We start from the raw sequence: 26,086 nt of genomic DNA on the forward strand, positions 1-26,086 counted from the left end.
ACATCCTTGACATCGAACGCTAGGACCCCGCCCCGACCAGAGTCAAGTTCTCTTGACATGGAACGCCCGGTCACAATGAACGCCATGAGCGACGAGACGACCTGGACCACCGCGGGCGACTACGAGGACATCATCTTCTCCACGACCGACGACGGGATCGCCAAGATCTCGATCAACCGGCCCGAGGTGCACAACGCGTTCCGCCCGCAGACGCTCATCGACATCTCGCACGCGCTCGACATCGCGCGCGAGGACGAGCGCATCGGCGTCATCATCCTCACCGGCGAGGGCGGCAAGGCGTTCTGCTCCGGCGGCGACCAGCGGGTGCGCGGCGACTCGGGCTACAAGACCCACGAGAGCGCCACCGGCCGCTTCCACGTCACCGACCTGCACGTGCAGATGCGCCGCTGCCCCAAGCCGATCGTGGCCTCGGTCGCCGGGTGGGCGATCGGCGGCGGCCACGTGCTCCACCTCGTCGCCGACCTCACGATCGCCGCCGACAACGCCCGCTTCGGCCAGGTCGGCCCGAAGGTCGGCTCGTTCGACGGCGGCTACGGCGCCAGCATCCTCGCCGACCTCGTCGGCCCGAAGAAGGCGAAGGAGATCTGGTTCCTCTGCCGCCAGTACGACGCGGCCACCGCCCTCGAGATGGGCCTGGTCAACACCGTCGTACCCCTCGAGGACCTCGAGGCCGAGACCCTCACGTGGTGCCGCGAGATGCTCGAGCTCTCGCCCTGGGCGCTGCGCCTGTCGAAGCTGTCGTTCAACGCCCACGAGGACGGCTACGCCGGCATCCAGCAGCTCGCCCACGACGCCAACCTGCTCTTCTACGGCCAGGCCGAGGCGCAGGAGGGCCGCGAGGCGTTCAAGGCGAAGCGGAAGCCCGACTTCACGCAGTTCCCGCGTCGGGCCTGAGCCGACTCTGGTTGTGGTGTGAGGCCGCGGATTTCCGCAGGTCTCGCACCACGACCGGGTGGGCCCCTGAGGCGCCCCCGCCTCCGCCCCAAAAATGTGCAGCCGGGGCGGGCCGGAAGCGACCGGCGCCGCGCCAACGTCCCATTTCGGAGGGCCGGCTGCGACGCGGGACAGGAGCAGAGAGCTCAGAGCCCCCGGAACGCCGGCGTCCGCTTCTCCACGCGCGCCGCGGCCGCCTCCCGCACGTCCTCGCTGGCCCAGCACGCGGCGAAGGTGCGGTCGATCTCGGCGTCGCTGCCGCCGTTGAGCACGAGCTTGTTGTGGGCGAGCGTCAGCGGCGCCAGCGTCGCGATCTCCGCGGCCCACGCGAGGGCGTCGTCGAGGGTCCCGGCACGGTCGGCGAGGCCGCAGCCCAGGGCCTCGTCGCGGTCGACGGTCTCGGCGGCCAGCATCAGCCGCCGGGCCGTCCCGCCGCCGGCGACCGTCTGCAGGGTGCGCATCGTCCAGGCGTCGACCGCCATGCCGTTCCGCGCGGTCGGCACACCGAACTTCGCGGTCGTGTCCGCGACCCGCAGGTCGGAGGCGAGCGCGAGCTGCGTCCCGGCGCCGATGGCCGGACCGTTGACGGCCGCGACGACCGGGACGGGCAGGCGCGTCAGCCCGTGGAGCATGCCGTACAGCGCGTCGAGGAACTCCGCGCCGTACACGCCCCCGAGGTCCGCGCCCGAGCAGAACGACGTGCCCTCCCCGGTCAGCACCAGGACGCGGGCGCCGGCCTCCACCTCGGCGTGGGCGGCCGCGTCGATGGCGCGGCAGAGCTCCAGGTTCAACGCGTTGCGCCGCTCCGGGCGCTGGAGGGTGAGCAGCGAGACGGCACCGTCGCGGGTCGTGGCGAGCATGGCCGCACCCTAGGACCCACCCCGACGCCCCATGGCGCTCACCCCGTGTTCCGCAGCCCCGCCGCGATGCCGTTGATGGTGAGCAGCAGGGCGCGCTGCACCTGCGGGTCGGGCTCCGCGCCCTCCGGCGTCTCCCGCACCCGGCGCAGCAGGGCGACCTGCAGCGCGTGGAGCGGCGTCAGGTAGGAGTCGCGCAGCGCCAGCGTGCGCCGCAGCACCGGCGAGTGCTCCAGCAGCGCCGACTGCCCGGTCACCTCGAGCACGTTCGCGACCGTGCGCGCGTGCTCCTCCCGCACCTGCTCGAACAGCCCGTGGTGCTCGGCGGGCACGAGCGCCGCGACGTACTCCGCCGCGATGTCGAGGTCTGTCTTCGCCAGGGTCATCTGCACGTTGGAGAGGAAGGTGCGGAAGAAGGCCCACGAGCCGTACATCTCCCGCAGCGTGTCCCGGCGACCGGCGTCGAGCGCCGCCTGCAGGCCCGACCCGACGCCGAACCAGCCCGGCAGGATCATCCGTGTCTGCGTCCAGCCGAACACCCACGGGATCGCGCGCAGGTCGTCGAGCCCGCCCGCGCCGCCGGGGCGCTTGGCCGGGCGCGAGCCGATGTTCATGCGGCCCAGCTCGTCGACGGGGGTCGCGGCGACGAAGAAGGGCACGAGGCCCGGGTCGCGCACGAGGCCGCGGTAGGTCGTCTGCCCGCCCGCGGCGACGACGTCCATCGTGTCGTTCCACGACGCCAGCAGGTCGGCGGGGAGCTGCGAGTGCCGGTGCAGCAGGGTGGCCTCGACGACGGCGGCCAGCGCTCCCTCGAGGTTGCGGCGGCCGAGGCCCGGGAGGGCGTACTTGTCCGAGATGACCTCCCCCTGCTCCGTCACCTTGATCGCCCCGGTGAGCGACCCGTAGGGCTGGCTCATGATCGCCTCGGCCGTCGGCCCGCCGCCGCGGCCCACCGAGCCGCCGCGGCCGTGGAACAGCCGCAGGGTCACCCCGTGCCGCGCCGCCACGTCGCGCAGCGCCCGCTGCGCCCGGTGGATCTGCCACTGCGACGCCGCGATGCCCGCGTCCTTCGACGAGTCCGAGTAGCCCAGCATGATCTCTTGCACGTCGCCGCGGGCGGCGACGAGACGCCGGTACGACGGCTCCTCCAGCAGCGCCTCCAGCAGCGGTCCCGCGTTCTCGAGCTCGGCGACCGTCTCGAAGAGGGGCGCGAAGCCGATCCGGGCGCGGGCGGGACGGTCGGCGGAGCCCAGGTCGACGAGACCGACCTCGCGCGCGAGCACGACCACGGCCCACAGGTCGTCCACGTCGTGGGTCATCGACACGATGTAGGTCTCGACGACCCCGTCGCCGTAGGTGTCGAGCGCCGTGCGGATCGTGCGCACCAGGTCGAGGGAGGCCGTCGCCGCCTCGCCCAGGTCGCTCGCCCCGGCGCCCGTCAACGGCCGCGACGAGGCGAGCTCCCGGGCGAGCAGAGCGATGCGCTCGGGGCGCTCCAGCTCGTCGTACGGCGTCGTGAGCTCGCCCGTGCGGGCGTAGAGCTCGGCCAGGGCGGCGTGCGCCTTGGCCGAGTGCTCCCGCACGTCCATCGTGGCCAGCCCGGCGCCGAAGGTGACGGCGGTGCGGATGAGCCGCAGGATCGCGCCGTCGCCGGTGAGGGTGTCGCCGGCGGCGAGCATCGAGTCGCGCACGAGGCACAGGTCGGCGACGAGCTCGTCCACCGACAGGTAGTCGCGGCCCGGCTCGTGCGGCGTGCCGGCGCGCAGCCGGTCGCGGGTGCGCTGCAGGCGCACCTTCACGAAGGTCAGCTTCACGCGGTAGGGCTCCTCCGCGTTGAGCCGCCGCACCGTGCTCCACGTGACCGGCAGCGCGGCCGCGTCGCGCTCGAGGCTCTCGGCGAGGGCCGCGGACGGGGTCACCACCCGCGTCGAGGCGGTCATCTCGGTGAGCACCTCGTCAACGGCCTCGACGAGCTCCGCGAGCCCCGCCGCGTGCTGCAGGGCCAGGATCTCGAGGGTCACCGCCGGCGTCACGTTGGGGTTGCCGTCGCGGTCGCCGCCCGCCCACGTGCCGAACCGCAGCGGCCGCGCCGTCGCCGGCAGCGCCACGTCGAGCGCCGCCAGGGCGCGGTCGAGCTCGCCCAGCAGCTCGGGCACGACCTCGGCGGCGATGGAGCGCAGGTAGTAGACCGCCGTGCGCGCCTCGTCGCCGGGCTCGGGACGCACCACCCGCAGCTCGTCGGTCTGCCACAGCAGGTCCACCAGCTCCGCGAGCCGGCGCTCGTCGGCGGCCCGACGCGCCGCAGGACGACCCGGCTGCTCCGCCGTCGTCACGACCTCGGCGACCTTGCGGAGCAGGCGCAGGACGGTGCGGCGGGAGGCCTCCGTCGGGTGGGCCGTGAAGACGGGGCGGTACTCGACCCGGCCCAGCAGGTCCACCAGCTCGTCCCGCGTGAGGCTGCCGTCCGCCAGCGCCTCGCCCACCCGGCCCAGCGTCGCCGTGAACGGACCCTCCTCGCCCGCGTCGAGCTCGCGCAGGCGGTGCAGCTGCTCGGTCGTGTTGACGAGCTGGAAGTACGCCGTGAACGCGCGCGCGAGCACGACCGCCGTCGCCGGGTCGACGTCGGCGAGCAGCGCGTGGAGCTCGGCGTCGGACGGCTGCCGGGCCAGGCGCCGTACCTTCTCGACGAGCGCGAGCAGGTCGGGGCCCTCGTGGCGGGTCAGCGACTCGCCCAGCAACGTCGTCAGCTGGCGCACCGAGGCGCGCAGCGCCGCGTGCTGCGGCTCGGAGCCGACGCCGCCGGCGAAGAGGGCGGCGTCGGGCTCGCGGCGGTCGGCCTCGAGGAGGTCGTCGACGGAGGCCGGCGTCTTGTCGGTCGTCATGCGCCCCAGTCTGTCGGGTGGTTGTTACGGGCCCGTGCCGGGCTCGCGGAGCGGACGACGCCGGTTCTGCTCAACCGAGGGCGCGCTTCGCCGATGGGTCCTCGTCGCGACCCGGCTCGGCGGTTCCCCCGTCGCCGACCACGGGTCGTGGAAGGGACCCTCGGATGCACCACCACCCCCGGCAGTGCCGCCGGAACAGCCGCCGGAACAGCCGCCGCGACCAGCGCGGCAGCGTCGCGGTCTTCGTCGCCGTCATGATCGCGGTCGTCGTCGCCGCGGCGGCCTTCGTCACCGACCTCGGGCTGCAGCGCGTGCTGCGCTCCGACCTGCAGGCCGTCGCCGACGTGGTCGCGCTCGACCTCGCCCGCAACCTCGACGGTCGCCCGGCCTCCCAGCTCGGCGCCGTCCTGGACACCGCCCGGGACCAGTCCGTGGCCCGCAACGACGACGCCGTCGGCGACGGGACCCGCGTGACGTGGGAGGTGGGCGAGGTGACGCTCCAGGGGCAGTTCCGGGCGTTCACCGCCGCGGACGCCGGGAAGAGCCCGACCGCCGTGCGGGCGACCGCCCGGTCGCAGGTGCGGTACCCGATCACCGGGGGCGACGGCCCCGCGACCCGGTCGGCGGTCGCGGGTGCGACGTCGTCGGCCTGCTACCGGGTGGGCTCCTACGCGGCGATGGTGCGGTCGGGGAACTCGTTGCTGCTCAACCCCGTGCTGCGCCGGATCGGGCAGAGCAACGCCACGCTGTCGGCCGCCGACTACACGGGGCTCGCCGGCGTCGCCGTGTCCCTCGACAAGCTCGCCGCCAACCTCGGCCTCGGCTCGGTCAACGAGCTCGCGACGGCGACCGTGAAGGCCCGCGACTACTACCTGGCCGTCGTCAACGCGCTGCCGGCGGGCGCGAGCGGCACCCAGGTCACGATCCTCAACCAGCTGCGGTCGTGGACGCTCGCCCAGAACGCCGACCTGCAGCTCGGGCGGATCATCGGGGTGTCGTCGGGTTCCGGCGCGGTCGTGGGCGCGTCGTACGACCTGCTCGACCTGGTCGCGGGGTCCATGTACCTCGTCAACGGCGAGAACCTCATGAACGTCTACATCGGGAGCCTGGCCACCGGCGTCACCAACACCGGCCTGGCGATCCGGCTGATCCAGGGCGCGCGGCAGTACTGCGGGCGACCGGGCGAGACCCAGACCACGGCTCGCGCGACCGACACCCAGCAGCTCGGGGTGCACGTCGACACGTCGCTCAACCCGGTCGTCACGTCGATCGTCGTGCCGGGCATCCCCGGGATCCTGGCCTCGCCGGCGTCGCTGACGGTCAACCAGCCCAACTACGTCAGCCTCGACGTGGGCGTCGCCCCCACGGTCTCGACCCTCACCGAGCTGCGCTGCGGGAGCCCGAAGAAGGCGACCTTCACGGTGGAGAACGGGCTCGTCAAGGTCACGCTGCGCACCAACATCCGCACCGTCCTGCAGACCCAGCTCAAGCTGCTCGCGCTGCCGTCGCTGACCGAGACGCGGGTCGAGGTGAACGCGACGGTCGACATCAAGGTGACCATCGGGTCGTCGAGCCGCAACGGCTTCACCGTCGAGGTGCCGCCGCAGAGCTTCGACACGGCGTACCCCACCGGCTCCGGCGGCGTCACCATCGACTCCGCCGCCGTCGTGGGCACGGCGTCGATCACCGCCCACAAGTACGTCGCGGGTCTCAACGTCGGCGGGGTCACGCTCACGACCAGCGAGAAGAACGCCCTCGCCCAGTCGGCCGCCGACGGGTCGGCCCGCGCCTACTTCGACCCGGCCCGGTCCACGAGCATCCTCAGCGGGATCGTCACGCCGATCCTCGGCCTCGCCGGCGCGGAGATCGCGGGGTCGCGCCTCTCGCTCAACAGCACCCCCGCCCTGCAGTGCGGTACGCCGCGACTGCAGGGCTGAGGGTGCTGCCGGGTGCTTCTCGGTCGGGTGCCGGGGCTCAGGCCTCGTCGAGGGCGGCGGCCACGCGGCGGTGCGCCTCCCAGATCTCCTCGGGAAGACCCTCGAACAGCTCGAGGTGCGCCTGGCGGAAGCCCATCTCCTGGCGCCAACGCTCCACGTCGATGTCGAGGAGCCGCTCGAGGTCGGCTTCGGGGAGGTCGAGGCCGGTCAGGTCGAGCTCCTCGCGCGTGGGGAGGATGCCGACCGGCGTGGGCCGTCCCTCGACCTCGCCCTTGCGGAGCTGGATCAGCCACAGGAGCGCCCGCAGGTTCTCGCGGTAGCCGGGCCACAGGAAGTGGCCGTCCTCGGCGTCGCGCTGGAACCAGTTGACGTGGGCGAAGATCGGCGGCTTCGAGGCCGCGCCCACGATCTTCAGCCAGTGCGCCGCGTAGTCGGCCTCGGCGTAGGACATGAACGGGCGCATCGACATGGGGTCGTAGCGCAGCTGCCCCTCGACGCCCTCGGCGGCGAAGGTGGCCTCCGCGCCCAGCGTCAGGCCGTCGTAGACGCCCTCGGCCACGTCGTGGAAGGCGCGCACGAGCGGCTCGCGGTCGCGGGTGCGGCCGCCGAAGATGATCGCGTCGACAGGCACGCCGGCCGGGTCGTCGTAGTCCGGCGCCACGTTGGGGACCTGGCTCAGCGCGGTGGTGAAGCGGCTGTTCGGGTGGGCCCACGGGGCGTCCTTCTCGGACTCCGAGCGGTCGGCGATCTTGTCGCCCTTCCAGTCCTCCCAGCCCGTGACGTCGGCCGGCGGCTGGGGCGTCTTGCCCTCCCACCAGACCTCCTGCGTGTCCGGGTTGTAGGCGACGTTGGTGAAGATCGCGCCCGAGCCCTCGTCGACCGAGTGCAGCGCGGTCGGGTTGGTCAGCTCGTTGGTGTCCTTCGCGACGCCGAAGACGCCCCCCTCGGGGTTGAACGCGTAGAGACGGCCGTCCTCGCCGGGCCAGATCCAGGCGATGTCGTCGCCGTAGAACTCGACGTGGTAGCGGTCGCCCAGCGCCTCGGGGGCCAGCGTCATGGCCAGGTTGGTCTTGCCCGACGCGCTCGGGAAGCCGCCGACGACGTGGTGCTTCTCGCCGGTCTGCTTGTCCGTGATGCCCAGCAGCAGGAACTGCTCGGAGAGGAACTCGCCCGAGGCGAAGCCGTCGAACGCGGCCTGGCGGAGACCGTGCGCGATCTTGCCGAGGAGCGCGTTGCCGCCGTAGGACGAGCCGTAGTGCAGGATCGTCCGCTCGTCGGCGATCGTGACGAAGTAGCGCTGGTCGTCCGGGGTGCCCTGGCCGAGGTTGGGCAGGTCGCCGGCGACGTGCACGGCGCGCACGAAGCTGTCGGGCTCGGCGAGGTCGTTGATGTAGGAGACGCCCACGCGGGCCATCCGGATCATGTGGAGCACGACCGTGCGGGTGTCGGTGAGCTCGACGCCCGCGGCGTACTTCTCCAGGGGGGAGCCCTGGGGCGCCATGAGGTAGGGGACGACGTACATCGTCTTGCCCTCGAGCTGGCCGCGCATCTTCGACGTCAGCAGCTCGCGCATCTCGGCGGCGGGACGCCAGTTGTTGTACTCGCCCTTGTGGCGCTCGTCGTTGGTCGCGACGATCGTCCGCTCCTCGGAGCGGGCGGTGTCCTTGTGGTAGCTGCGCGAATAGTACCGGCCCTCGCCGGCGGGCAGCAGCTCGCCGGCCTCCAGCGCCTCCGCGACGAGACGGGCGTCGTCCGCGGCGTCCACCACCTCGATGCGGGCCGCGCCGGTCACCTCCGCCCAGTGCGCGACGTACTCCCGCACGTGCGGGTTCAGCAGGCCGGCCTCGTCGAGGGCGGTGTCCACGAATCCCATATCTCCCCGGATCCCTTCGTCGGTGGCACCCCGGGGGGTGCGCACGGCGTCAACTGGCGTCGATGCTCGCACACCCCACGCGTAGCGGTACTGCGGCCCCATATTTGGTACTGAGTGCCGCACTGGGTCCCACGCGGTCGGGAGTGTCTCCCGCCGTCGCTAGGGTGCGGCCGTGAGCACCGCGCCCGACACCGTGCCCCACTCGTTCGCGGAGAACGTGCTGGGCGTGCTCACCGGCACCTTCGTGGTCTCCCTGGGGCTGCTCTTCCTGACGACCAGCGGCGCCGTCACCGGCGGCACCGCCGGTCTCGCGCTGCTGCTGACGTACGCCGCGGGCGTGCCCTTCGGTGTCGTCTTCGTGCTCGTCAACCTGCCCTTCTTCGCCCTTGCCGTCGTGAAGAAGGGCGTGGCGTTCACCGCCCGCAGCCTCGCCTGCGTCGTGCTGGTCAGCGGCTTCTCCGAGCTCCACCACCGCCTGGTCGACCTCGCGGGGCTCGACGCCGTGTACGCCGTCGTCGCGGGCAACCTGCTCGTCGGCATCGGTCTGCTCATCGTCTTCCGCCACGGTGCCAGCCTCGGCGGCTTCAACGTGCTCGCCCTCCTCGCGCAGGAGCGGCTCGGGTGGCGGGCCGGCTACGTGCAGATGGGGCTCGACGTCTGCGTCGTGCTCGCCGCGCTGGCCGTCGTCGAACCCGTCGACGTGCTGATCTCGGCCCTCGGCGCGGCCCTGCTCAACCTCGTGCTCGCGCTCAACCACCGGCCGGGGCGCTACCTCGGCGCCTGACGGCTCCTCGCGCCGGTCAGCAGGCTCCCCACGCGCCACGGCCCTCGGCCTCGGCGCGGTCCTCCGCCGAGGCGTACCGCCCCAGGCGCTCGAAGTCGTCGCGGAACACGTACGTCGCGACCCAGCCCGACGCGATGAGCCGCTCCCCGACGTCGGTGCCGTCGGGGGCCTCGACGTAGCGCAGCAGCCGGTCGTAGCGGTCCACGTCGTCCTGGGTCGGGTCGCCCACCAGGGTCACCGTGGTGCCCACCGGCAGCAGGTCGACGAGGACGTCGGTGGCCTCGGGGCCGCCGCACTCGGGGGTGTCGCGCACCTCGGGCGCGTCGAGGCCGAGCAGCCGCACGCGTCGCTCCTCCGCGGAGCCGTCGGGCACCACGCGGATCGTGTCGCCGTCGACGACGGCGGTCACGGTGGCGGCGCTGGACGTGCCGCTCCCGGGGTCGGTGTCAGGACTGCCTCCCGAGCCGCCGTCGGGACCGTCCTCCGCCCGGTTGCCCGTGAACCAGATCGCGGCCACCACCAGCAGCGTCAGCAGGACCCCCACCATGCGTGTGCGCACCACGCACCCCCTCTCACGACCGTCGGCGGCGATCCTAGGGATCGCCGCCGACGGTTCTCGGGAGGTGCGGGGTGCCGCGGGCGTCGCTCAGACGCGACCGAAGGTGACGCTGGTCGTCCAGATCTTCTCCAGCTTGACGCGCTCGCCGGTGCCGGGGGCGTGCCAGACGTAGCCGTCGCCCGCGTAGATCGCCACGTGGTAGACGCGGCCGCCGCTGTAGAAGAAGACGAGGTCGCCGACGCGGGCCGACTTCGTGCTGATCCGGCCGACCGACTCGGCCATCTGGCGCGACGTGCGGGGGAGGGTCTTGCCGACCTTCTTGTAGACGTAGCCCACGTAGCCCGAGCAGTCGAAGCCCGTGCTGGGGCTGGTGCCGCCGTAGCGGTACTTGACGCCCTTGAGGGCGCGGGCCGCCTTGAGCACCTCGTAGTTGCGGATCTCGATCTGACGCTCGTACTCGGCCCGCTGGGTCGAGGACCAGTGCGCGGGGTAGGCCTCGGCCGGCTGGGCCGTGCCCACGCTGAGCGCCGCGGTGGAGGCGACGGCCGCGAGGGCCAGACCGCCGGCGGTCGCGGCCCGGCGGAGGGTGGAGGTGCGGCCGGAGGTGCGGGCCGTCGTGGGGCCGGTGGCGCGCGCGGTCATGCGGGCGCGGCCGTGGGCGCGGTGGCGGGGGGCTCCGGAGGGGGTGCCGGAGAGGTCGTGCTCGGGGGTGCCCGGACGTGCGGGCACGCTGACATCAGCATGCATGGAGGGGATTCCTTGCGGCGACGCCTACGAAAGATGACCTGTCGGGTTCGGGCTGCCGTTGCCCGGGTCGGCCGCCTCGCGGCGGGCGGACCTTCACCCCAAGCCGTTCCACCGGGGGCGGTGGAGCGGCGTACTGCCTGGGTCTCCCGTGCTCACCACTCGCGCGTGCGCGATCTGGTTCTCCCCAAGCCGTGGTGAGCCTCGGCGCAGCCTGGGCGGCCCCGTCGACCACGACGAGGACTTTCGGCCGTCAACACTGCGGGCTCGTCCGCCGCGTTGGCAAGAGGTTGAACTGTCATTTATGTCACGCGTGTTAACGCTCAGGTGGGCGGCGGTGACGCCGAGGAGAACTACCTTTGGTGCCCGTGACCGTCCCGCCCCCGCCCGAGCACGCCGCCCCGCCCGCGGGCACGCGGGTCGTGCTCGACGCCGGCGTGCGGCGCTACGGCGCCCTCCTCGTGGGGGGTGCGCCGGTGCGGGCCGTCCGGCTCGGCGCGGGCGGCGTCCGGCTGCTCGAGGCCGGGTCCTTCACGCTCGACGGCACGGCCGGTCGCGTCGGGCTCGCAGCGCAGCTGGTGGGGGCCGGGCTCGCGGCGTACGTCGCGGACGCACCGCCTCCGACCTGCGACGACGTGCTCGTCGTCGTGCCCGCCCACGAGCGGGCCGACGGTGTCGAGCGGCTGCTCACGACCCTCGGTGGCGCGGTGCCCGTGCTCGTCGTGGACGACGCCTCGCCCGATCCGGGGCCGCTCGCGGCCGTGGCGGCGCGGTACGGCGCGGACGTGCTCCGGCTGCCGGTGAACCTCGGCCCGGCGGGTGCGCGGAACGCCGGCCTCGCCGAGGCGCGGAGGCGGGGCGCGCCGTACGTCCTCTTCGTCGACTCCGACGTCGTCGTCACGGTGGACGCGCTGCGCCGGCTCCGCGCCGCCTTCGTCGACCCCGGGCTCGCCGTGGTCGCCCCCCGCATCCGCGGGCTGGTGGAGACGGGGTCGGCGCTGACGCGGTACGAGGCCGTCGCCTCCTCCCTCGACCGGGGCCCCCGCTCGGCGTTCGTGGCGCCCGGCACCGCCGTGGCGTACGTGCCGTCCGCGGTGCTCCTCGCGCGGGTCGCCGCGCTGGGGGAGGGCTTTGCGGCCGACCTGCGGGTGGGGGAGGACGTCGACCTCGTGTGGCGGCTGGTGCGGGCGGGCTGGCGGGTGCGGTACGACGCCGGGGCCACTGCCCGCCACGACCACCGCGTCGCCCTCGGGGCGTGGGCGCGCCGGCGGGCCGACTACGGCGGGAGCGCGGCCGTCCTCGCCGCGCGGCACGGCGACCTCGTCGCGCCCGCCGTGCTCGCCCCCCTCGGCGTCGCCCAAGTGACGGCCCTGCTGCTGCAGCGTCCGGTGCCGACGGCCGTCGCCGGGGCCGCGTCCGTCGTGGTGGCCGCCCGGCTCGCCGACAAGCTGGGCGGCGACGCCGACGCGCGCCGCACCGCGACCTCCCTCACGCTCCTCGCGACCTGGATGAACGTCGAGCAGGTCGCCACCGGCCTGCTCCGCCACCACTGGCCCCTCACCGTCGTGGCGCTCGCGACCTCCCGCCGGGTACGACGCCTGGTGGCTGCCGCCGTCGTCGCCGACACCGCGGCGGGCTGGGTGCGGCAGCGTCCGGCGATGGAGCCCGCGACGTACGCCGTGCTCCGCCGGCTCGACGACCTGGCCTACGGGTGGGGGGTCTGGCGCGGCACCGTGAGCGAACGCTCGGTGCGTTCCCTCCTCCCGGCGTGGCGGAGGTCGTAGGGTGCTCCGCATGGTTGCGGAGCCGCTGGAGTGGCGGAAGTACGACGACGCCGAGCTGCCCCGGGTCCTGGAGGCGGCGCTCGAGGCGTTCGCCAAGCACGGGTACCACGGCACCTCGATCCGGGAGCTGGCCTCCACGGCCGGCCTGTCGGTGCCGGGGCTGTACCACCACTACCCTTCGAAGCAGGACATCCTCGTCGCCCTGCTCGAGGACGTCATGCGCGACCTCGTGCAGCGCACCGCCGCGGCGCTGGAGGAGGCCGGACCGTCCCCCGCGGCGCGCTTCGACGCCTGGGTCGAGTGCCTCCTGCGCTTCCACATGTTCCGCACGAAGCACGCGTTCGTGACGTCCAGCGAGCTGCGGAGCCTCGAGGGCGCCAACCGCGACCGGATCGTGGAGCTGCGCGACGAGCTCCAGGCGATGCTCGACAGCGCCGTCGAGGACGGCGCGGCCGACGGCACCTTCGCCACGCCGTACCCCAAGGCCGCGAGCCGCGGCGTCACCGTGCTCTGCATCGGGGTGTCGTCCTGGTACCGCCCCGACGGGCCGCTGAGCCCCGAGGAGCTCGTGCACCGGCACCTCGTGCTGGCGCGCGGCGTCGTCAACGCGACGGAGTGACGCCCTCGCCGGCGGGCAGACGGTTCACGGCCCAGTAGACGGGCACGACCCCGCGCACGTCGCCGACGTCGTCGCGGAGCACGCCGATCTCGCTGCGGAACCGCTCTCCCGCGGTGGTCTCGCCGCGGAACGTGACGAGCGCGGTGCCGTCGTCCTGCAGGTCGACCTGGGTGGCGACGTCGCCGGTCGGCCCGGCGGGCACCCCGTCGAGGGTGCGCTCGCACAGCGAGACGGACGCGGACAGCTGGCAGACGTCGTCGGGCGGCAGCGCGAGCAGCTCGTCTGCCCACGCCTCGGCCTCCGCCACGGTGATGGCGTCGGGCGGGTCGGGCTTCGCCACGGCCGAGATCCCGGCGCTCGCCGCGACGCCCGCACCCGCGATCCCCAGCACGGCGGCGCCCAGCGCGAGGGTCCGGCGGATCGGGAACGTCGTCATGATGCTCACCATGGGGCGGGCCGAGCGCCCCCGGTGGAGTTCTGCGGAACAGATGCGGTTCCAGGGCCCTCCCAGGTGCATCCGTTCCGCAAGACATGGGGACCAGCCGGGCCCGGTGTCGACAAATCGGTGGCGACGCAGCCGTCGGCAGCGCATCCTGCTCTACTCGGCCGACGGCGCCGGGGGGTGGTGCGAGGCCGACTCGCGACGGCCGGTCCGGCCCGGAGGCCCACGATGGTCTACCTGCAGTTCTTCAGCGACTACACCGAGCACCCGTTGTGGCTCCGCGGACCCGCTTGGGACGACGTCGGGCACGCCGATGCCGACGAGCTCGGGCTGAGCGCTCCCTTGCAGGAGGACCTCGCCGACTGGTGCAACCGCGAGGACGGCGACGACCAGCTGCGCGACGGCTTGCTCGGCCACCTGGTGCGCGCCCTCGACCTCGCGCGACGGGTCCAGCTCGAGCTGGGCGGTGAGCACGAGGTGTGGCGCTGCGAGTCGGGGCGGCACGAGCTGCTGCTGGCCCTGCCGGGCGAGGGCGCGGACCTCCTCCGGTTCGAGGCCGGTCGGCCGGTGCGATTGCCGATCCGGACCCTCGCCGTATCGGTCCCGACCCGTCGCCGCATCCACCGGTGGCGCGCGCAGCGCCGTCACGCCGACGGCCTGCCGGGCGATGCGTCGTGGCGCGCGGAGGGCCTGTCGATCGCGGCCGCGATCCAGGAGGAGGTGGGCCTCGACGCAGTGGTCGGCTACCGCGGCGGTCGGACGGAAGAGCCGCCGCGGGCCCCGGTCCCGCCCTGGCTCCGGGGAGGGCAGTGGCGCGCCTACTAGATGCCGAAGCCCCCGTCGGCGTTGACGACCGACCCGTGGAGGGCCGCGCCCGCCGGCGAGCAGCAGAGTGCGACGACATCGGCGACCTCGGCCGGCTCGAGCGGTCGGCGGAGGCCCTGGTGGCGGGCGAGCTCGTCGATGCCGTCCTCGCCCGCGAGGCCGTAGAGCGCCGCGGTCGCCTCGAGCATCGGCGTGCGGGTCGCGCCGGGCGAGACGGCGATCGCCGCGACGCCGGTGCCGGCGAGGTCGGCGGCGAGCCCGCGGACGATCCCGACGACGGCGTGCTTCACGGCCGTGTAGGCCGCCAGCCCGAACAGCCCGTGCTCGCCCGCGGCCGAGGCGATGCCGACGAAACGGGCGAGGTGCGGCTCGGGAGAGGCCAGCAGGTGGGGGACCGTGGCGGCGGCGGTCGTCCACACGCCCTTGGCGTCCACCTCCCACAGCTCGTCGAGCACCTCGTCGGGGGTGGCCCAGAGCGGGCTGCCACCGCCGACCACGGCGGCCGCGGCGACGACGGCGTCGAGCCGGCCCCGCCGGGCCACGACGTCCGCGGCGAGCTGGCGCAGCGCCGTACCGTCCCGCACGTCGACGACGTGCGCCTCCGCGCAGGGCGCGGCGACGGGTGCGACGTCGACGCCGACGACGTCGTAGCCGTCGCGGGCCAGTGCCGCGAGGATCGCCGTGCCCATCCCCCCGGCGGCACCGGTGACGAGAGCGACGCGGCGGTCGGTCACGCCTGCACCGGTACGCGGCCCGCGGCCCGCGCCGCGGGTGCGGCCAGGTGTCCCCGGGCGTCGGGAGCGGCGTGGCGGACGCGTTGGAGCACGTCGCGCACGAGCTCGGCGACGAGGCAGCGGCCCTCGTCGGCGGTCGCACCGGTCGGGTCGCCGAGCACGCCGTTGGCGGAGACGGCCTTGACCCCGCCGCTCATCAACGTCGGCAGGATCTCCGTCAGGCTGCCGGTGTTGCCCACCTCGGCGCGGCGGAGGTCGACCGCGGTGGGGCGCAGGTGGAGCATGATCGAGGTCTCGGTGCGGCCCGCGTGGAGGTCGACGTCCTCGGTCGCGCAGGCGACCCAGGCGGTGTCGTGCCCCTCCTCGCGCAGCTGCCGCACGGCCTTCTCGAGCGCGAACACGTTGCCGCCGTGGGCGTTCACGAAGACGACGCGCGGGGTCCACAGCTCGGCCGAGCGCACCAGCTCGACGAGCAGCGTGGCGAGCGCGTCGGTGCCGATCGACAGCGTGCCCGGGAAGCCGTGGTGCTCGCCCGACGCGGCGAACAGCAGGGGCGGGGCGACGAGCACCGACACCTCGTCGAGGAGGTGCACCGCCACGCGCGCCGCGACCTCGGCGGCGATGACGCCGTCGGTGTCGAGGGGCAGGTGGGGGCCGTGCTGCTCGATCGAGCCGACCGGCACCAGGAGGAGCGTGCCGGGCTCGACGTCCGGCCACGTGCGGGACGACAGGGCGGGGGTCATGGTGCGCCCAGCGTGCGGTGGAAGCCCTCGGGCACGAGCAGGTGCTCGGGCGTCAGGTCGTGGATCGACGCGACGCCCATGCCCCGCAGCGCCGAGTCGACACCCATGCGGAGCACGTCGAGGACGTTCCCCACGCCCTGCTCGCCGTTGGCCGCGAGGCCCCACAGGTAGGCGCGGCCGATGAGCACCGCGCGGGCCCCGAGGGCGACCGCCTTGACGACGTCGGAGCCGCGGCGGATGCCGCCGTCGATGACGACCTCGAGGTCGTCGCCGACCCGCGAGGCGATCGGGTGGAGCATGCGGATCGCGGCCGGGGTGCCGTCGAGGTTGTTGCCGCCGTGGTTGGAGACGGAGATGGAGTCCACGCCGGCGTCGACGGCGCGGAGCGCGTCGTCGACCCGGCTGACGCCCTTGAGGATGAAGGGCTTGCCACCGGAGATCTGCTTCCACTGCTCGCGCATCCACGCGACGTCGTCCCACGACGGCGGCTCGGTGTTCATCCACTCGTAGTAGGCCCCGAAGAACGTCGGGCCCGCGATGCCGCCCGGGGGCGCCAGGTTGGGGGCCGTCAGGTCGGGGATCATGCCGGTCTTGCCGAAGGTCCACAGCCAGCGCGGCTTCGTGGCCACCTTCGGCGCGAACCGCACCATCGTCTTGAGGTCGACCTTCTCGGGGATCTCGGGGGAGCCCCAGTCGCGGCCGATCGAGAACGACCAGTCGGTGGTGGCGATGAGGCCGAGCGCGCCGGCGTCCTGCGCCCGCTGCATGCGGTGGAGCATGATGTCGCGCTCGCCGGTCCAGTACATCTGGAAGAACGTGCGCGCCCCCGTCTCGGTGACCTCCTCGACGGACTTCGACGCGAAGTTCGACAGGCCCATGAGCGTGCCGCGGTCCCGGGCGGCCCGGGCGACCGCGACCTCGCCGTCGGGGTGCACGGCCTGCACGCCGGTGGGCGAGATGACGACCGGCTGCGAGATCTCCTGCCCCCAGAGGGTGGTGCTCTGCGACCGCTCCTTCTTCTGGCCCGCGACGACCGGCTGGAGGCCGATCTCGGCGAAGGCCGCCTGGTTGTCCCCGGCGGACTGACCGCGCTCCGAGCCGGCGACGAGCGCGCCGTACACGGGCTGCGGCAGGCGCTTGCGCGCCCGCTCCTGGGCGACGGCGACGGACTCGAACCAGGGGTTCTGCTTCCAGGGGTTGCTCAGCCACTCGGGCTTGGCCATGGGTCTCTCCTGCGGTGGTGTGCCGGCGGGCGCGCGTGGTCGGCGCAGGCGCGCCCGCCGGCGGATCGGGGGTGGGGTGCTCGGGGTGCTCGGGTACGGCGCGGGGTCAGCACCCGCAGGCGCCGGAGGCGCAGCCGCCCCCGCCGCCCAGGGCACCGGTGCCCGGGTCGAAGCCCGCGAGCGGGCTCTCGGCGCACGCCGAGACGGGCATGCCGCGGGGGGTGAGAGCGGCCTCGAGGTCCTCGGGGCGGCGACCCAGCTGCAGCATCACCGGCTGGTTGCGGGTGGGGTTCTTCTTCGAGTGGTCCTGGCTGGACTCCGGGATGACGCGACCGCCGGCCGCGTTCATCGACGCGAGGGCGGACTCGCCGTAGCCCTGCACGCACTCGGGGTCGGGACCGTCGAGCGGGAGCCCGGTGAAGAACTTGGCGGCCATGCAGCCCCCGCGGCAGGCGTCGAAGAAGGAGCACTTCGCGCACGCGCCGCCGGTCTGCGGGGCCCGCAGGTCCTGGAACAGCTCGGACTTCTGCCAGACCTGCTGGAAGCCGCCGTCGGTGAGGATGTTGCCGGCGTGGAAGTTGTCGTGGATCGCGAACGGGCAGGCGTAGACGTCGCCGATCGGGTCGATCAGGCAGACCACGCGGCCCGCGCCGCACAGGTTGAGGCCCGGCAGCGACTCGCCGAACGCGGCGAGGTGGAAGAAGGAGTCACCGGTGAGGACGTTCTCGCCGTTGGCCATCAGCCAGTCGTACAGCTCGCGCTGCTGCTCGGGGAGCGGGTGCAGCTCGTCCCACACGTCGGCGCCGCGGCCCGAGGGGCGGAGCCGGGTGAGGCGGAGCATCGCGCCGTACTGGTCGGCGATCGCCTTGAACTCGTCGAGCTGGCCGATGTTCTGGCGCGTGCAGACGACGGAGATCTTCGCGTCGGAGAAGCCGGCGGCCTGGAGGTTCTCCAGCGCACGGATCGCGGTGTCGAACGAGCCGGGGCCGCGGACGTAGTCGTTGACCTCCGCGGTCGCGCCGTCGAGGGAGATCTGGATGTCGACGTACCCGTTCATGGCGGGCGAGGCGAGGAACTCGGCGCGCTCCTTGTTCAGCCGCACGCCGTTGGTGGAGAACTTCACGCCGACGTTGTGCTCGATGGAGTACTCGAGCAGCTCCCAGAAGTCGGGGCGGATCGTGGGCTCGCCGCCGCCGATGTTGATGTAGAAGACCTGCATGCGCTGCAGCTCGTCGATGACGGCCTTCGCCTGGTCGGTCGACAGCTCGCGGGGGTCGCGGCGGCCGGAGCTGGAGAGGCAGTGGGCGCACTCGAGGTTGCAGGCGTAGGTGAGCTCCCACGTCAGGCAGATCGGCGCGTCGAGACCGAGCTCGAACTGGTCGACGAGGCGGTCGCCGCGGGGCGTCCGGTCGCCGGTCGTCGGGAGCAGCTGGCCGATCCGGGTGCTGGGGCCGGGGCGCTCGGGGGCGATCGTCATGCTGCGGCTCCTTCGGTCGGGCGCGGGCGGATCATGTCGGTGCGGGCGAGGCCCTGCAGGGCCGCGAGGTAGCCGGGCCACTGGGCCTCCGGCACCGCGGCGGCCGCGAGGGCGGCGGCCACGTCGGGCTCGTCGGCGAGCGCGCGCACCACGGTGACGAGCTCGGGACGTTTGAGGAAGGTCAGCTTGCGGTTGCCGAAGTGGTAGGCGAGCGCCCCGAACGGCTCGGGCCGCAGCGCCACCGCGGGCGAGATGGCCCACGGCTGGTCGAGTCGCACGGCGTCGGGGGCCGAGCTGTCCGGGGCGTCGCTCATCGCAGGTCTCCTGGGCTCGTCGGCTCAGTACACGCCGCACATGCCGTCGATCGAGACTTCCTCGATCAGCATGTCGGCGCTCAGGTCGGTCTGCGTCTCGACGGACTCCTGGGGCTTGCTCATGCGCATCTCCTCACGGTGTCGGTGCGGGGTGGCGAGCCCCCCGCGTGTGCCGTGCGCCACAGTAATGACACGGAGTGCCACTTGGGAAGAGGCAAGCGACACCTGGTGTCATAACTGCCTGGTCGGGCAGGTGCGACCCCGTCGCCTTCCCGGCGCGAGGGGGCGCGTGGTGGGATTCGCGAGGCCGGCGTTCCCGGCCGTGCCGGCGGCGGAAGGAGGCAGCGGTGCGCCACGAGCGCGGCGAGATGTTCGGCCGACCCCGGTCGACGACGCACGAGTCCATCGAGTCGGTCGCGCTCGACCTCTTCCACCGCGACGGCTTCGATCGGACGACCGTCGACGACATCGCCGCGGCCGCCGGCATCAGTCGGCGCACCCTGTTCCGCTACTTCGCCTCCAAGAACGACATCCCGTGGGGCCGCTTCTCCGAGGGGCTGGCCGAGCTCGCACGCCGCCTCGACGAGGCTCCCCGCGACGAGCCCCTGTGGCGGGCGCTCCACGACGCGATCCTCGACTTCAACGCCGTGCCCGAGGGCGGCGAGGAGCAGCACCGGCGCCGCATGCGGCTCCTCCTCGGCACGCCGGCGCTCCAGGCGCACTCCGCCCTCATGTACGCCGAGTGGCGCGGCGTGATCGCCCGCTTCGTCGCCGAGCGGCGCGGCATCGCGGCGGACGACGTGCGCGCCGTCGTCGTGGGCCACGCGGCCCTCGGGGTGTCGCTCGCGGCGTACGAGACCTGGCTCGCGCACGACGACGCCGACCTCGGCGAGCAGCTCGACGCCGCGCTCGGCGCCCTGCGCGACCACCTCGCCGAGTAGGTCCACGGAGATTGCGCGAGGTCCGGACCGTCTGGCACCCTGGTGCACGATCCGAGCGAGCGCTCGGTCGGGAAGGGTGGAATGGGAACGCTGGCCGAGGACCTGACCGCACGCACGCGTGCCTTCGTCGCGGAGCACGTGCTGCCGCTCGACGACGAGCACGACGGCGACATCGTGGCCGCGGGAGGCGACGAGCGTCGGGTCGCGCTGCAGGAGGCCGCGCGTGCCGCCGGGGTGTTCGCGCCGCAGGTGGCCCGGGAGTACGGCGGGCACGGCCTCGGCATGGTCGACCGCTCGGGCCCGCTCGAGGAGGCCGGCTACTCGCTGTTCGGGCCGATCGCCACCAACGTCGGCGCCCCCGACGAGGGCAACATGCACATGCTCGAGGCCATCGCGAGCGCCGACCAGCGCACCCGGTTCCTCGAGCCGCTCGCCCGGGGGCTCGTGCGCTCCGCCTTCGCGATGACCGAGCCGGCGCCGGGCGCCGGGGCCGATCCGTCCGCGCTGCGCACCCGCGCGGTCCGCGGCGACGGCGGCTGGGTCATCAACGGCGAGAAGCGGTTCATCACGGGGGCGGACGGCGCCGGCTTCTTCATCGTCATGGCGCGCACCGGCGGCGAGGCCGGCGGCCCCGGCGGGGCAACCATGTTCCTCGTGCCCGCCGACACCCCGGGCGTCGTCGTCGGACGTCACCTCCCGACCGTCGACCGCGCCATGATCGGCGGTCACTGCGAGATGCGCTTCGAGGACGTCGTCGTCGGTGACGACGCGGTGCTGGGCGAGGTCGACCTCGGGTTCCGCTACGCGCAGGTGCGGCTCGGTCCGGCGCGGATGACCCACGTGATGCGCTGGACCGGCGCGGCCCGGCGGGCGCACGAGACCGCGGTGGCCTACGTCGCGGGTCGCCAGGCCTTCGGTGGTCGGATCTCCGACCTGGGCCTCGCCCAGCAGCACATCGCCGACAACGAGATCGACCTCGCAGCGACCCGCGCCCTGCTGCGGGTGGCCTGCGAGGAGCTGGACGCGGGCGGACGTGCGTCGGAGTCGACGTCCATCGCGAAGACGTTCGCGGCCGAGGCGCTCGACCGGGTCGTCGACCGCTCCCAGCAGCTGTGCGGCGGCCTCGGCGTCACCGCCGACCTGCCGGTCGCGAAGATCGCCCGGGAGATCCGCCCGTTCCGCATCTACGACGGGCCGTCCGAGGTGCACCGCTGGTCGATCGCCAAGCGCGCGGTCAAGCGCATCACGAACGGTGCACCGTCGTGAGCGACGCCGTCGGCGGGCTCGCGCCCGCGGAGCTGGACCGGGTCACCGCCTGGCTGGCGACCCAGGGGATCACGACGGCGGGACCGCTCGCGGCCCGCCTCATCGCGGGCGGGAAGTCCAACCTCACGTTCGCCGTCACCGACGGCACGCACCGCTGGGTGCTGCGGCGTCCGCCGCTCGGGGGCCACACGCCCTCGGCGCACGACGTGGGCCGCGAGTTCCGGGTGACCCGGGCCCTCGAGGGCGCGGGCGTCGCGGTCGCGCCGACGATCGCGTCGTGCACCGACGAGAGCGTCCTCGGCGCGCCGTTCACGGTCGTGGAGTTCGTCGAGGGCCTCTCGATCGCCCGGCGCGACCACCTCGACGCGCTCGACGACGACGAGGTGGCGCGGGTCGTCACCGGCCTGGTCGAGGCACTCGCCCGTCTCCACGACGTCGACCACGTCGCCGCCGGGCTCGAGGGCTTCGGGCGACCGGACGGGTACGCCGCGCGCCAGCTCCGGCGCTGGAGCGGCCAGTGGGAGCACGTGAAGCAGCACCACGCCCCGAGTGTCGACGCGCTCGCGACGCAGGTGGCGGCCCGGCTGGGCGAGACCGTCCCCGGGCAGGACCGCACGAGCGTGGTGCACGGCGACTACCGCATCGACAACACGTTGCTGGCGGCCGACACCGCCGGACGACCCACCGGCGCGGTCGCGGCGATCGTCGACTGGGAGCTCTCCACGATCGGCGACCCCGTGGCCGACGTGGCACTCATGGCCGTCTACCGCGACCCGTCGCTCGACCTCGTCCTGGGCTTCGACGCGGCCTGGACCTCACCGCGCCTGGCCGACGAGGCGGCGCTCGCCGCGGCGTACGAGGCCACGGGCGGAACCCTCCCGCACTGGGAGTTCCACCTGGCGCTCGCGGCGTTCAAGCTCGCGGTGATCGCGGCCGGGATCGACCACCGCTACCGCGCGGGCGGCACCGTCGGCGACGGCTTCGACACCGCCGGGACGGCCGTGGCGCCGCTGCTGGAGCGGGCCCTGCGGCAGCTCCCCTGAACGCCCTCGACCCGGTCCTGCGCTCAGCGCGGCGCCATGCGGATCGCGCCGTCGAGGCGGATCACCTCGCCGTTGAGCATCGGGTTGGCGGCGACGTGGGCGACGAGCGCGCCGTACTCGCTCGGCTCGCCGAGGCGGCTCGGGTGCGGCACCTGGGCGCCGAGGGAGGCCTTGGCCTCGTCGGGCAGCGTCGCGAGCAGCGGCGTGTTGAAGAGGCCCGGGGCGATGGTGACGACGCGGATGCCGTGGCTCGCGAGGTCGCGCGCGATCGGCAGGGTCATGCCGACGATGCCGCCCTTGGAGGCGGAGTACGACGCCTGTCCGACCTGGCCGTCGAAGGCGGCCACCGAGGCGGTGTTGACGACCACGCCGCGCTCCTCGGGGGTGCCGAGCGTGCCGGGGAGCGGCTCGAGGGTGGCCATGCGGGCCGCGGCCAGGCGGATGACGTTGAACGTGCCCACCAGGTTGATCTCGATGATCCGCTGGAACGACTCGAGCGGCAGGGGCTCGTTGCCCCGGCCGACGGTCTTGCCGGGGTCGCCGGTGCCGGCGCAGCTCACGGCCACCCGCAGGTCGCCGATCTCGGAGGCGAGGTCGACGGCCTGCTGCACGGCGTCGGCGTCGCGCACGTCGGCGGCCGCGAACCGTACGTCGCGGTCGAAGCGCTGCGACAGCTCGACCGCGACGTCGGCGCCGGCGGAGGAGGGCAGGTCGAGGATGACGGCGCCGCGGGCGCCGGCCTCGAGGAGGGCCTCGACGGTGGCACGGCCGAGGCCGGAGGCGCCGCCGGTGACGAGGGCGGTGGAGGAGCCGGAGGAGAGGTCCACGGGTCAGAGCCTTTCGATGATGGTGGCGTTGGCCATGCCGGCCGCCTCGCACATGGTCTGCAGGCCGTAGCGGCCGCCCGTCTGCTCGAGGTCGGCGAGGAGCGTGCCGAGCAGGCGCGTGCCCGACGAGCCGAGGGCGTGGCCCAGCGCGATGGCGCCGCCGTTGGGGTTGAGCTTCGCCGGGTCGGCACCGAGCTCGCGGGCCCACGCCAGCGGCACGGGGGCGAACGCCTCGTTCACCTCGTAGGCGTCGAGGTCGTCCATCCCGAGGCCCGTGCGGGCGAGCACCTTCTGGGTGGCCGGGATCGGGGCGGTGAGCATGAGCACCGGGTCGTCGCCGGTCACGGCGAAGCCCACGAAGCGGGCGCGGGGGGTGAGGCCGAGCTCCTGCAGCACGCGCTCGCTCACGATGAGGGCGGCCGAGGCGCCGTCGGTCAGGGGCGAGGAGTTGCCCGGCGTGATCTGCCAGGCCAGGTCGGGGAACCGGGCGGCGAGCTCGTCGGTGCGGAACGACGCCCGCAGGCCGGCGAGGCCCTCCGCGCTCGTCGCGGCGCGGATCGTCTCGTCGACGCGGTGGGTGAGCGTGGTGCCGTCGGGCAGCGTGACGTCGATCGGCACGACCTCGCGGTCGAAGAAGCCGGACTCCGTGGCCGCGGCGGCCCGGCGGTGGGACTCGGCGGAGAAGGCGTCGAGCTCGTCGCGCTCGAGCTTCCAGCGCTGCGCCACCAGCTCCGCGGAGACGCCCTGGTTGACGAGGCCCTCGGGGTAGCGGGCGGCGACCTCGGGGCCGTCGGTGTCCAGTCCCAGGGTCGAGGCGCCCATCGGGACGCGGCTCATCGACTCGACACCGCACGCGATCACGACGTCGGCGAAACCGGACATCACGGCCTGCGCGGCGAAGTCCACGGCCTGCTGGCTCGAACCGCACTGCCGGTTGATGCTGACGGCCGGCACGGTCTCCGGGAAGCCGGCGCCGAGCAGCGCCGTACGCCCGATGTTCATGGACTGCTCCCCGACCTGCTGGACGCAGCCGGTGATGACGTCCTCGACACGGGCGGGGTCCACGCCCGTGCGCTCGGTGAGCGCCTTGAGCACGTGGGACAGCAGCACGGCGGGGTGGGTGCCGGACAGGGCGCCGCCGGGCTTGCCCTTGCCGGACGCGAGCCGGACGACGTCGATGAGGTAGGCCTCGGCCATGGGTGTCTCCTGAGGGTGGGGTGGGGTGGGGTGCCGAGGGTCAGCGGGGGGCCATGCGCAGCGCGCCGTCCATGCGGATGACCTCGCCGTTCAGGTAGTCGTGGTCGATGATCGCGAGGGCGAGCTGGGCGTACTCGTCCGGCCGCGCGAGGCGCTGCGGGAACGGGACGCCGGCGGCGAGGCCGGCGCGGAACTCCTCGGAGACGGTGGCGAGCATCGGGGTCTCGACGATGCCGGGGGCGATCACGTTGACGCGGATGCCGTACTGCGCCAGGTCGCGCGCCGCCGGGAGCGTGAGGCCGACGACGCCGCCCTTGGAGGAGGAGTACGCCGCCTGGCCCACCTGGCCGTCGAAGGCCGCGATCGAGGCGGTGTTGATGACGACGCCGCGGGCGCCGTGCTCGAGCTCGGGGGTCTGCGCGATCCGCTCGGCGGCGAGCGTCAGCACGTTGAAGGTGCCGATGAGGTTGACCTGGATGATCTTGGCGTAGAGGCCGAGGTCGTGCGGGCCCTTGCGCGAGAGGATCCGCGCCGACGGGCCGATGCCCGCGCAGTTGACGACGGTGCGCAGCGGCGCGCCCTCGGCGGCGGTCGCGACCGCCGCGACGACCTGCTCGGGGTCGGTGACGTCGGTCGGCACGTAGGTCACGCCGTCGACCGACGGCGCGCTCTCGAGGGAGCCGGGGAGGTCGAGGCCGAAGACGGTGGCGCCCTGCGCGGCGAGCGCGGCGGCGGTCGCGGCGCCGAGGCCGGAGGCGGCACCGGTGACGATGGCGGCGGTGTCGGCGAGCTGCATGCGGGTTCTCCTGGGGTGGTGGGGTCGGTCGTGGGAGCGGCGGGTCGGGTGGTTCAGGCGGTCACGTGGAGCGAGGTGTCGGGCTTGGCGTCGAGCGAGCGCGCCACGACCATCCGCTGGATCTGGTTGGTGCCCTCGAAGATCTGCATGACCTTGGTCTCGCGCATGTAGCGCTCGAGGGGGAAGTCGCGGGTGTAGCCGACGCCGCCGAGCACCTGGACGCCGTCGGTCGTCACCTTCATCGCGTTGTCGGTGGCGACGAGCTTGGCCACGGAGGCCTCGCGCGAGAAGGGCAGGCCCTGGTCGCGGAGCCGCGCGGCGTGGAGCGTCACGGCGCGGGCGGACTGCACCGCCGCCTCCATGTCGGCCAGCACGAAGCCGAGGCCCTGGTGGTCGATGATGCGGCGCCCGAACGCCTCGCGCTGCTGCGCGTAGGCCAGTGCCGCGTCGAGCGCGCCCTGGGCGACGCCGGTCGCGACGGCGGCGATGCCGAGGCGGCCCGAGTCGAGGCCGGCGAGCGCGATCTTGAGGCCGTCGCCCTCCGCGCCGAGCCGGCGCTCGACGGGCACCCGCACGTCCGTGAGCAGCATGGAGGCCGTCGTCGAGCCCATCAGGCCCATCTTGCGCTCGGGGTTGTCGGCGACGAGACCGGGCGTGTCGGCCGGCACGAGGAAGCAGGAGATGCCGTTCTTGTCGTCCGACGTGCGGGCCATGATCTTGTAGAAGTCGGCCTCGCCGCCGTGGGTCACCCAGGCCTTCGCGCCGTTGAGCACGTACTCGTCACCGTCGCGCCGCGCCGTCGTGCGCATGGCGGCCGGGTCGGAGCCGGCGTGGGCCTCGGAGAGGCAGTAGGCGCCGAGGAGCTCGCCGCCGAGCATGTCGGGCAGCCACTCCTGCTGCTGCTCCGCCGTGCCCCGCGTGGCGAGGCCGAAGCACGAGAGCGCGTGCACCGAGACGCCGACGCCGACGCTGGCCCAGACGCGGCCGATCTCCTCGAGCACCTGGAGGTAGACCTCGTAGGAGACCCCGCCGCCGCCCACCTCCTCGGCGTACGGCAGCCCCAGCACGCCCGTCCGGCCGAGCAGGCGGAACACCTCGCGGGGGAACTCGCCCTTCTCCTCGGCCTCCGCGGCGCGGGGCGCCAGCTCCTTGGTGACGAGCTCGCGCACGAGCGCGATGAGGTCGGCGGACTCCTGGTCCGGCAGCAGGCGGCGGGCAGGCATGGGTCCTCCTCGGTAAGCGATACTCAGAGCAGTTCTACAGTA

Annotated in this window: 25 protein-coding genes; 9 read left to right on the plus strand and 16 right to left on the minus strand. The window is 73.8% G+C overall.

Annotated elements, in window-relative coordinates; translation table 11 throughout:
• Positions 1-84: 84 nt before the first annotated feature.
• Positions 85-915: a 1,4-dihydroxy-2-naphthoyl-CoA synthase gene (gene menB / locus PIR53_17890; GenBank protein ID WZH51874.1), complete on the plus strand. Its 831-nt coding sequence runs from the start codon at positions 85-87 to the stop codon at positions 913-915.
• 185 nt (positions 916-1,100) lie between these two features.
• On the opposite strand, the gene PIR53_17895 is transcribed toward menB, so the two are convergent.
• Together PIR53_17895 and ppc are read right to left on the minus strand one after the other, a co-directional pair.
• Complete coding sequence (locus tag PIR53_17895; GenBank protein WZH51875.1) at positions 1,101-1,814, minus strand: enoyl-CoA hydratase; 714 nt, start codon at positions 1,812-1,814, stop codon at positions 1,101-1,103.
• 38 nt (positions 1,815-1,852) lie between these two features.
• A complete protein-coding gene (gene ppc / locus PIR53_17900) occupies positions 1,853-4,693 on the minus strand; it encodes a phosphoenolpyruvate carboxylase (protein ID WZH51876.1) in 2,841 nt (946 codons plus the stop codon).
• 164 nt (positions 4,694-4,857) lie between these two features.
• On the opposite strand from ppc, the gene PIR53_17905 reads away from it, so the two are divergent.
• A complete protein-coding gene (locus tag PIR53_17905) occupies positions 4,858-6,630 on the plus strand; it encodes a hypothetical protein (protein WZH51877.1) in 1,773 nt (590 codons plus the stop codon).
• A 37-nt stretch (positions 6,631-6,667) separates the two neighbouring features.
• On the opposite strand, the gene PIR53_17910 is transcribed toward PIR53_17905, so the two are convergent.
• The gene (locus tag PIR53_17910; GenBank protein ID WZH51878.1) at positions 6,668-8,503 is read right to left on the minus strand and encodes a phosphoenolpyruvate carboxykinase (GTP); all 1,836 of its coding nucleotides are present in this window, start codon (positions 8,501-8,503) and stop codon (positions 6,668-6,670) included.
• Positions 8,504-8,675: 172 nt separating this feature from the next.
• Here PIR53_17910 and PIR53_17915 point away from each other — a divergent pair, with 172 nt between their 5' ends.
• Positions 8,676-9,287 carry a YitT family protein gene (locus PIR53_17915; GenBank protein WZH51879.1) on the plus strand — a complete coding sequence of 204 codons (612 nt, stop codon included), beginning with the start codon at positions 8,676-8,678 and terminating at the stop codon, positions 9,285-9,287.
• A gap of 16 nt (positions 9,288-9,303) precedes the next feature.
• Here the strand turns inward: PIR53_17915 and PIR53_17920 are convergent, their stop codons facing one another.
• Positions 9,304-9,849: a thermonuclease family protein gene (locus PIR53_17920; protein WZH51880.1), complete on the minus strand. Its 546-nt coding sequence runs from the start codon at positions 9,847-9,849 to the stop codon at positions 9,304-9,306.
• Positions 9,850-9,933: 84 nt separating this feature from the next.
• Positions 9,934-10,593, minus strand: a complete 660-nt coding sequence (locus PIR53_17925) for a C40 family peptidase (protein ID WZH51881.1) — start codon at positions 10,591-10,593, stop codon at positions 9,934-9,936.
• Positions 10,594-10,958: 365 nt separating this feature from the next.
• On the opposite strand from PIR53_17925, the gene mftF reads away from it, so the two are divergent.
• Together mftF and PIR53_17935 are read left to right on the plus strand one after the other, a co-directional pair.
• On the plus strand, positions 10,959-12,374 hold the full coding sequence (mftF, locus tag PIR53_17930) for a mycofactocin biosynthesis glycosyltransferase MftF (GenBank protein ID WZH51882.1): 1,416 nt from the start codon (positions 10,959-10,961) through the stop codon (positions 12,372-12,374).
• A 10-nt stretch (positions 12,375-12,384) separates the two neighbouring features.
• The gene (locus tag PIR53_17935; GenBank protein WZH51883.1) at positions 12,385-12,993 is read left to right on the plus strand and encodes a TetR/AcrR family transcriptional regulator; all 609 of its coding nucleotides are present in this window, start codon (positions 12,385-12,387) and stop codon (positions 12,991-12,993) included.
• Here the strand turns inward: PIR53_17935 and PIR53_17940 are convergent.
• A complete protein-coding gene (locus tag PIR53_17940; protein WZH51884.1) occupies positions 12,977-13,429 on the minus strand; it encodes a hypothetical protein in 453 nt (150 codons plus the stop codon). The genes PIR53_17935 and PIR53_17940 overlap by 17 nt on opposite strands.
• Positions 13,430-13,663: 234 nt before the next feature.
• Here PIR53_17940 and PIR53_17945 point away from each other — a divergent pair, with 234 nt between their 5' ends.
• Entirely contained in the window at positions 13,664-14,260 is a 597-nt protein-coding gene (locus tag PIR53_17945) for a hypothetical protein (GenBank protein ID WZH51885.1), read from the plus strand.
• On the opposite strand, the gene PIR53_17950 is transcribed toward PIR53_17945, so the two are convergent.
• The 6 genes from PIR53_17950 to mftA all read right to left on the minus strand — a co-directional run bounded on the left by PIR53_17950 (position 14,257) and on the right by mftA (position 18,874).
• Positions 14,257-14,994 carry a mycofactocin-coupled SDR family oxidoreductase gene (locus PIR53_17950; protein WZH51886.1) on the minus strand — a complete coding sequence of 246 codons (738 nt, stop codon included), beginning with the start codon at positions 14,992-14,994 and terminating at the stop codon, positions 14,257-14,259. The two genes, PIR53_17945 and PIR53_17950, sit on opposite strands and share 4 nt — an antisense overlap.
• Complete coding sequence (gene mftE / locus PIR53_17955; protein WZH51887.1) at positions 14,991-15,737, minus strand: mycofactocin biosynthesis peptidyl-dipeptidase MftE; 747 nt, start codon at positions 15,735-15,737, stop codon at positions 14,991-14,993. Before mftE ends, PIR53_17950 begins: the two co-directional genes overlap by 4 nt.
• Positions 15,734-16,960 carry a mycofactocin biosynthesis FMN-dependent deaminase MftD gene (mftD, locus tag PIR53_17960; GenBank protein ID WZH51888.1) on the minus strand — a complete coding sequence of 409 codons (1,227 nt, stop codon included), beginning with the start codon at positions 16,958-16,960 and terminating at the stop codon, positions 15,734-15,736. The genes mftE and mftD overlap by 4 nt, the downstream gene beginning before the upstream one ends.
• A 106-nt stretch (positions 16,961-17,066) precedes the next feature.
• The gene (gene mftC / locus PIR53_17965) at positions 17,067-18,437 is read right to left on the minus strand and encodes a mycofactocin radical SAM maturase (GenBank protein WZH51889.1); all 1,371 of its coding nucleotides are present in this window, start codon (positions 18,435-18,437) and stop codon (positions 17,067-17,069) included.
• Positions 18,434-18,751, minus strand: coding sequence for a mycofactocin biosynthesis chaperone MftB (gene mftB / locus PIR53_17970; GenBank protein WZH51890.1), 318 nt, complete (start codon positions 18,749-18,751; stop codon positions 18,434-18,436). The genes mftC and mftB overlap by 4 nt, the downstream gene beginning before the upstream one ends.
• A gap of 24 nt (positions 18,752-18,775) precedes the next feature.
• A complete protein-coding gene (gene mftA / locus PIR53_17975; GenBank protein WZH51891.1) occupies positions 18,776-18,874 on the minus strand; it encodes a mycofactocin precursor MftA in 99 nt (32 codons plus the stop codon).
• 224 nt (positions 18,875-19,098) lie between these two features.
• Between mftA and mftR the strand changes: the two genes are divergently transcribed.
• From mftR to PIR53_17990, 3 genes are all read left to right on the plus strand, one after another.
• Complete coding sequence (gene mftR / locus PIR53_17980) at positions 19,099-19,692, plus strand: mycofactocin system transcriptional regulator (protein WZH51892.1); 594 nt, start codon at positions 19,099-19,101, stop codon at positions 19,690-19,692.
• 81 nt (positions 19,693-19,773) lie between these two features.
• Complete coding sequence (locus PIR53_17985) at positions 19,774-20,958, plus strand: acyl-CoA dehydrogenase family protein (GenBank protein ID WZH51893.1); 1,185 nt, start codon at positions 19,774-19,776, stop codon at positions 20,956-20,958.
• The gene (locus PIR53_17990; GenBank protein WZH51894.1) at positions 20,955-22,001 is read left to right on the plus strand and encodes a phosphotransferase family protein; all 1,047 of its coding nucleotides are present in this window, start codon (positions 20,955-20,957) and stop codon (positions 21,999-22,001) included. Before PIR53_17985 ends, PIR53_17990 begins: the two co-directional genes overlap by 4 nt.
• 23 nt (positions 22,002-22,024) lie before the next feature.
• Here PIR53_17990 and PIR53_17995 read toward each other — a convergent pair whose 3' ends face one another.
• Genes PIR53_17995 through PIR53_18010 form a run of 4 tightly spaced genes read right to left on the minus strand, consistent with a single transcriptional unit; the run spans position 22,025 to position 26,044 of the window.
• A complete protein-coding gene (locus tag PIR53_17995) occupies positions 22,025-22,828 on the minus strand; it encodes an SDR family NAD(P)-dependent oxidoreductase (protein ID WZH51895.1) in 804 nt (267 codons plus the stop codon).
• Positions 22,829-22,831: 3 nt separating this feature from the next.
• Positions 22,832-24,025: an acetyl-CoA C-acyltransferase gene (locus PIR53_18000; protein ID WZH51896.1), complete on the minus strand. Its 1,194-nt coding sequence runs from the start codon at positions 24,023-24,025 to the stop codon at positions 22,832-22,834.
• Positions 24,026-24,065: 40 nt separating this feature from the next.
• Positions 24,066-24,821 carry an SDR family NAD(P)-dependent oxidoreductase gene (locus PIR53_18005; GenBank protein ID WZH51897.1) on the minus strand — a complete coding sequence of 252 codons (756 nt, stop codon included), beginning with the start codon at positions 24,819-24,821 and terminating at the stop codon, positions 24,066-24,068.
• A gap of 53 nt (positions 24,822-24,874) precedes the next feature.
• Positions 24,875-26,044 (minus strand): acyl-CoA dehydrogenase family protein, encoded by a 1,170-nt coding sequence (locus PIR53_18010; protein WZH51898.1) that lies wholly within the window; start codon positions 26,042-26,044, stop codon positions 24,875-24,877.
• Between the last annotated feature and the right edge of the window lie 42 nt (positions 26,045-26,086).

The organism is Nocardioides alkalitolerans (assembly GCA_038184435.1).
Classification (GTDB): domain Bacteria; phylum Actinomycetota; class Actinomycetes; order Propionibacteriales; family Nocardioidaceae; genus Nocardioides; species Nocardioides alkalitolerans_A.

Excerpts from the sequence above, each read along its gene's own strand:
- mftD (WZH51888.1), bottom strand. The coding sequence starts at position 16,960 with ATGGCCAAGCCCGAGTGGCTGAGCAACCCCTGGAAGCAGAACCCCTGG.
- PIR53_18000 (WZH51896.1), bottom strand. The coding sequence starts at position 24,025 with ATGGCCGAGGCCTACCTCATCGACGTCGTCCGGCTCGCGTCCGGCAAG.
- menB (WZH51874.1), top strand. The coding sequence starts at position 85 with ATGAGCGACGAGACGACCTGGACCACCGCGGGCGACTACGAGGACATC.
- mftE (WZH51887.1), bottom strand. The coding sequence starts at position 15,737 with ATGACCCCCGCCCTGTCGTCCCGCACGTGGCCGGACGTCGAGCCCGGC.
- PIR53_17905 (WZH51877.1), top strand. The coding sequence starts at position 4,858 with ATGCACCACCACCCCCGGCAGTGCCGCCGGAACAGCCGCCGGAACAGC.
- PIR53_17925 (WZH51881.1), bottom strand. The coding sequence starts at position 10,593 with ATGCATGCTGATGTCAGCGTGCCCGCACGTCCGGGCACCCCCGAGCAC.
- PIR53_17935 (WZH51883.1), top strand. The coding sequence starts at position 12,385 with ATGGTTGCGGAGCCGCTGGAGTGGCGGAAGTACGACGACGCCGAGCTG.
- mftB (WZH51890.1), bottom strand. The coding sequence starts at position 18,751 with ATGAGCGACGCCCCGGACAGCTCGGCCCCCGACGCCGTGCGACTCGAC.
- PIR53_17940 (WZH51884.1), bottom strand. The coding sequence starts at position 13,429 with ATGACGACGTTCCCGATCCGCCGGACCCTCGCGCTGGGCGCCGCCGTG.
- mftC (WZH51889.1), bottom strand. The coding sequence starts at position 18,437 with ATGACGATCGCCCCCGAGCGCCCCGGCCCCAGCACCCGGATCGGCCAG.
- PIR53_17945 (WZH51885.1), top strand. The coding sequence starts at position 13,664 with ATGGTCTACCTGCAGTTCTTCAGCGACTACACCGAGCACCCGTTGTGG.
- PIR53_17895 (WZH51875.1), bottom strand. The coding sequence starts at position 1,814 with ATGCTCGCCACGACCCGCGACGGTGCCGTCTCGCTGCTCACCCTCCAG.
- PIR53_17910 (WZH51878.1), bottom strand. The coding sequence starts at position 8,503 with ATGGGATTCGTGGACACCGCCCTCGACGAGGCCGGCCTGCTGAACCCG.
- PIR53_17985 (WZH51893.1), top strand. The coding sequence starts at position 19,774 with ATGGGAACGCTGGCCGAGGACCTGACCGCACGCACGCGTGCCTTCGTC.
- ppc (WZH51876.1), bottom strand. The coding sequence starts at position 4,693 with ATGACGACCGACAAGACGCCGGCCTCCGTCGACGACCTCCTCGAGGCC.
- PIR53_18010 (WZH51898.1), bottom strand. The coding sequence starts at position 26,044 with ATGCCTGCCCGCCGCCTGCTGCCGGACCAGGAGTCCGCCGACCTCATC.
- PIR53_18005 (WZH51897.1), bottom strand. The coding sequence starts at position 24,821 with ATGCAGCTCGCCGACACCGCCGCCATCGTCACCGGTGCCGCCTCCGGC.
- mftA (WZH51891.1), bottom strand. The coding sequence starts at position 18,874 with ATGAGCAAGCCCCAGGAGTCCGTCGAGACGCAGACCGACCTGAGCGCC.